Source organism: Massilia sp. UYP34 (genome assembly GCF_056279385.1).
The window spans coordinates 1-4,921 of the sequence record NZ_JBWBRF010000043.1; the positions used below are offsets into that span (position 1 = coordinate 1).

Annotated in this window: 5 protein-coding genes; all 5 read left to right on the top strand. The window is 49.6% G+C overall.

Annotated elements, in window-relative coordinates; genetic code table 11:
* The first annotated feature begins 811 nt into the window (after window positions 1-811).
* The 5 genes from ACZ9AQ_RS24000 to ACZ9AQ_RS24020 all read left to right on the top strand — a co-directional run bounded on the left by ACZ9AQ_RS24000 (window position 812) and on the right by ACZ9AQ_RS24020 (window position 4,849).
* A complete protein-coding gene (locus ACZ9AQ_RS24000; protein WP_429207312.1) occupies window positions 812-2,191 on the top strand; it encodes an integrase arm-type DNA-binding domain-containing protein in 1,380 nt (459 codons plus the stop codon).
* Window positions 2,188-3,051 (top strand): helix-turn-helix transcriptional regulator, encoded by an 864-nt coding sequence (locus ACZ9AQ_RS24005; protein ID WP_429207310.1) that lies wholly within the window; start codon window positions 2,188-2,190, stop codon window positions 3,049-3,051. The genes ACZ9AQ_RS24000 and ACZ9AQ_RS24005 overlap by 4 nt, the downstream gene beginning before the upstream one ends.
* A gap of 60 nt (window positions 3,052-3,111) precedes the next feature.
* On the top strand, window positions 3,112-3,570 hold the full coding sequence (locus ACZ9AQ_RS24010; RefSeq protein WP_429207308.1) for a hypothetical protein: 459 nt from the start codon (window positions 3,112-3,114) through the stop codon (window positions 3,568-3,570).
* Between the two features lie 203 nt (window positions 3,571-3,773).
* Window positions 3,774-4,589 carry a hypothetical protein gene (locus ACZ9AQ_RS24015; RefSeq protein WP_429207306.1) on the top strand — a complete coding sequence of 272 codons (816 nt, stop codon included), beginning with the start codon at window positions 3,774-3,776 and terminating at the stop codon, window positions 4,587-4,589.
* 56 nt (window positions 4,590-4,645) lie between these two features.
* Window positions 4,646-4,849, top strand: a complete 204-nt coding sequence (locus ACZ9AQ_RS24020; RefSeq protein WP_429207304.1) for a hypothetical protein — start codon at window positions 4,646-4,648, stop codon at window positions 4,847-4,849.
* Window positions 4,850-4,921 lie beyond the last annotated feature (72 nt).

The following is a 4,921-nucleotide window of genomic DNA, read 5'->3' on the forward strand; positions in this document are numbered from 1 at the left end:
CTTGAATTCCTCTGTGTACCGCTTACCGCTCATATCTTCTCCTTGTGCCCGATATTATGGCTCAGGAGTGTCTACGATAGTCGTGGCGATTCACACTATTTTCTTCAGAAGGATATATGCCACTCGATTTGACCGACATGAGCGACGACGCTTTCGATGACTGGTTGCGCGATTTAGGCGGCCACGCCACAGGCGACGCCTTGAACGACGAACGTTTGGTAGAGCTTGTAAGCGCGACGCTTCGGGACGCTAAGCCAGAAGACCGGGCACGGAACTTGGTCGAGTTAGCCAACTTGTGCTATGCCATGGCCGACAAGACGTTGGGGTCACGGACACCTTCCGCTAAATGTTTAAAGATCGTGATAAGCGGCGGCCGACGCCAGTAAGCACCGGCTGATGTGCCTAAGGAGCATCGTCGACCGGTCGAATTTCCACACCGCGAGCTGCCTAGTTGAAAGAATTTACTTACACAGCCGTTACACGACCCAGCGCGTTACACAGGAAGGGAATCAGGGGCCACAAGGAACATCACATAAACCCCTGATTTTTCAGATATATTTTGGTAGGCCTCCCCGGAGTCGAACCGGGCACCAACGGATTATGAGTCTCTTGTTTTGCTACTTTCAACCCCTTGATTACCAAGGGATCTCACTTTAAGTCGTTGATTTTTAACGATTTTGCCTAGTCACTGCTTGCCACTCGTTGCCACTGTTTGCCAGCCCCGCGTAGCCTAGAGCGTAGCCTAGACGCTGACTGTAGCCTTCCCTATACTCTAGGCTACACACCAACGTACACAACAGGGGCTACCAGCATGTTTGACTACCCAAGCAAGACCAAGCTCACCATGAAGGAGATCGAGAGCTTTCCACTTTGCGAAGACGGAAAACAGGTCACGATCTACGACAGCACTCTACCTGGTTTTGCCTTGCGTATAGGCAAGACTGCCAAGACCTTTATTGTATACAAACGTGTGGCAAAAGGGGCACCGAAAAGGATCACTCTCGGCAAGTATGGGCAACTGACACTTGAGGCCGCAAAGATTGAGGCCAAGAAGAAGCTTGCTGAATTGTCAACGGGAATCGATCCAACCGAAGAGCGCCGTGCAGCGTTGGAAGCCGTCCAGAAGTTCAAGCAGAAGAACACTGAAACGCTGGAATGGCTCATTGACGAATACACGAACCAACACCTCATTGGCAACAAGGGAGGACGGCAAAGCACTCTTGATGGGATTGAGGACTGCAAGAAGTACTTCGGAGAGAAGACCATCATCTTGCTTAAGAAGGATGGCTTGCAGTGGAAGATTGACCGCCCTGCCAAACTTAGCAACTGGCTTGACCGTCCGTTCCGTGAAATCACTCGTGAAGAAGTTCTTGACCGCTTCAACATGTTCGCAGTCGCCAAGCCGACCCGAGTACAGAAAGCGACAGGACTTCAGCCGATCACCCGCACGCACCAACTTTGCTTCAAGTATCTGAACTCTGCCTATAATTTCATCATTCCTCGTTTGGAACTGGACATCAAAGAGAACTTCCGCAACCCGTTCGATGTGCTGACCAGCCACAAGAAATGGAAGAAGACGAAGACGCGAGACCGCATGCTTGACTTCCGCAAGGAAGAATTCTCTCTCTGGTGGCATGCAGCGGTTGCCTACCGTGACCACAACGCAGTAGCGAGCGATTACATTCTCTTCTCCCTGGTGCAAGCTGGCCGCTCCATTGATATTGCTTCGATCAAGTGGAAGCAGGTAGATTTTGAACTTCAAGAAATTAAGTATGAAGACACGAAGAACGGGATCACCTACACCTTCCCTCTGACCAAACTCGGCTTGGAAATCCTCGAGCGCCGCAAGGAGTTTGCGATCAATGATTTTGTGTTTGGGTATGGCGACAGCAAGACCGGACATGTCCCACAGGATGCCAAGTTTCACTTTAAAAATATTGGTGAGGCGTGCGGTAAAATCATCAGTCACCACGACTTGCGCCGCACATGGGGTACTGCCTCTATGTTTGCCAAGGTTGATGAACGAACCATGAATTTCTGCCTCAAGCACGTCATGAACGATGTGAACGAGAGCTACTTGATGAAGCACTACGACCTCATCAAGGAGTCGTTGCAGAAGGTGGAAGACTACCTACTGGCCCAAGTAGAAAAATTCAATCCAGTGACGAACCTTGAAGGCATGGCAGCATGACCCCTGACGAATTTCTGTTCAAGCTACAGAACCTCCCGCCTGATGTAGTTTTGACGGCCACACACTTGGTCGCATTGCTTCAAGTTCTCAAGCCAACCGTTCTCAATGCGACTGCACAGGTTGTCGACGGAAATTTTGACACCTACCCGAACTCAAAAATTATCGGAGAAGAAGAGCTAGGAAGCTGGATCGGGGAAGCGATCAGCACACTTCAAAAATGGCGAGTGTCAGGCAAGGGACCAAAGTTCATCAAGAAGCCTAAGAACATTGGATACCGTGTTGGGGATGTGAAGGACTGGCTCGACACCCTCACCGTGTCTTCTACAGCAGAGAGTCATGTTCGCCTCAACAGACTGGACACTGTGTTCTCTAGCCCTATGCCTTTCATTGTGCCGACTGGCGACCGCCTCCCCCTTCCCTTCTTTCAGTCTTTGCACTTGGACAATGACGAGATTGAAGCTGTCGTTCTTGAGTATGTTGAGCACTTTGACCGGCCAGAACAGAACCTTCCTGCATGGCTCTACAGCCGTTTGGCCGTATCAGGTTTTGCTCACCTCTACCCTCAGCTTGAAGAATTTATTGAAGGTGGCGCAGACATCAACCATGTAGCCAAGCGTATTTTTGGACAAGAAGTGATTGAGTTCAGCATGGCCGATTTGATGGCAGAACATGAAGGAAGCGACCCCTGGTACAAAGATACCTTGCTCATGCTTCTTGCTAATAGCCTTGATATTTCCAAGATTGAAGGAGGTAGCTCAGCCTTCCAGAAAGTTGTGGAGCTTCGTAACCTCAACAAGAAGCTCGATGCAAATTTACCTACCAAGAGCCTTCCAAGACGCGACACAGGCGGCAAACTTTAGTAGTAGTGTCCTGAACCATACAAGCGACTACAACCCGTTAACTAACAAGCAGAAGCCTAAATGACCACCAACATTCAAGACACCGTGCAGCCCTTCCGAAGTGAAGTCAACGGCGAGTCCCGCAACAACCGCCTGAAGTCTATCGCTCAAAAATTAGACAAGCTGTACAACGTTTCCTCATCATCGTTCAAGGGAACATCCGACGAATTCGTATCCCTCATGCGTAACTGTGTAGACGAAAATCTTTGGGAGATTTGCTACTACCTGAAGACAGGGACAGGTTACACCATGAGTGCGAAAATCTTCAAAGAACTGTCCACGTATGCACAAGCTCAGGGCAACTTAGCCTTCTACTACGCCCTCTGTTCATTGGCGATCACAGGGGGACTCTATCCGTTTTCAGATGTTGTCAAGTCTGACCGTGCGCAAGAGCAGCACTTGAAGGAAGTCACAAGCACTCTGTACGGAGAGGATATTGACTCTAGAGGATGGGAGAAGAACTCGATGTTTGGGATCTGAACAGTAGAAGCAAAAGAGGTTCGGCAGTGTGTGTTTAAGGTTTTTCATATTGATCAATCAACATAAATAAATCTGTACTTTCATCTTTTCATGCGTTTAGTTGTTGACCGTATACTTCACGTATTCTATGATGAAGACATCAACACAATATATGAAGTAAGTGTTGAAGAAGACTAACGACACTCACACTTAAAGGAATGACCATGAACGCCAAAGCCGCCACCGCTGCAACGAACGCCCCGACTGCTAAAGACGAGAGCAAGAACACTGCAAGCGCCGGCAACACCAAGCCAGCAGACAGTGCCAACGAAGATGTTGCGGCTATCGCATTGGCAGAAACCGCAGCAAATTTGAATGCTCAAGAACGTTCGGCTCTCGCCCTGCGTGTTCTGGAAGGCGAAGCCGACGAACAAGAACAAAAGCTCTTTGGCATTCTTCAGGCTCAAAACACCAAGGCTATTGCAGCACGCGGTGAGCATACCAGTGCCATCGAAGCAGCCGTGAAAGCATTGGCAGGCACCGTTCGTCCGTTCGGATTCAATGACATGAAAAAACTGATTGATTCCAAACTGATCAGCATCGACGTGATCGGTCAAGTAGCCAAGGAGTTTAAACTGATCAAAGCAGATCAGGGGCAATCGCAAGTTGGTCAGACCCCAGTTGTCAAGACCCCACGTGTCAAGGCAGCAGGTGCAAGCAAGGTGTTCAAAAGCGACAGCAATCCGGTGTTCATTGAAATTCCGAAGGCTGCAACCGATGGCACGCTGGTTAAAAACGAAGTTATCCGCCAAGGCCGAACTTTGGAATTGCGTTCTGGCAGGAACATTTTTGGCCCTATGAAGGTCGTCATGCTTCGCACTAAGGGAGCTACCCTGGCCGAGACCGAAAAAAACTTGGCGGCTCATATCGTAGATGAAGCATATGGAAAAACTGAAGAAGGTAAGACTGAACTGAAAAAGATCGCTGCGGAAGTGTTCGCTTCAAAGCCGAAGAAAGCACCAGCCGCTACTCAAGCCTAAGCCTTCCAGCTACACCACAAGCCCCTGAGCGATCAGGGGTTTTTTTACGCCTAACCATGATCACACAGCTTCGCATCACTGACCTTAACAGAGAGGTTGCCCACGGTATCGCCGTCGACGGCCACTACTACTTCCAGAGCAAGCGACTCATGGATGCCTTCGGATTGGCAGACAGCCCCACGGAGAAGGCCAAGGCGATTGACCTGATCCTAACCTTCAACAAGCACCTGAACAGCCTGTCAACGGCGATTGAAAACTGATACAGATTTCGTCGTCTCAGCGATTTAAAACTGATACACCCCCGTCGCCGAACACCGTCCGTGTTCAGCCCA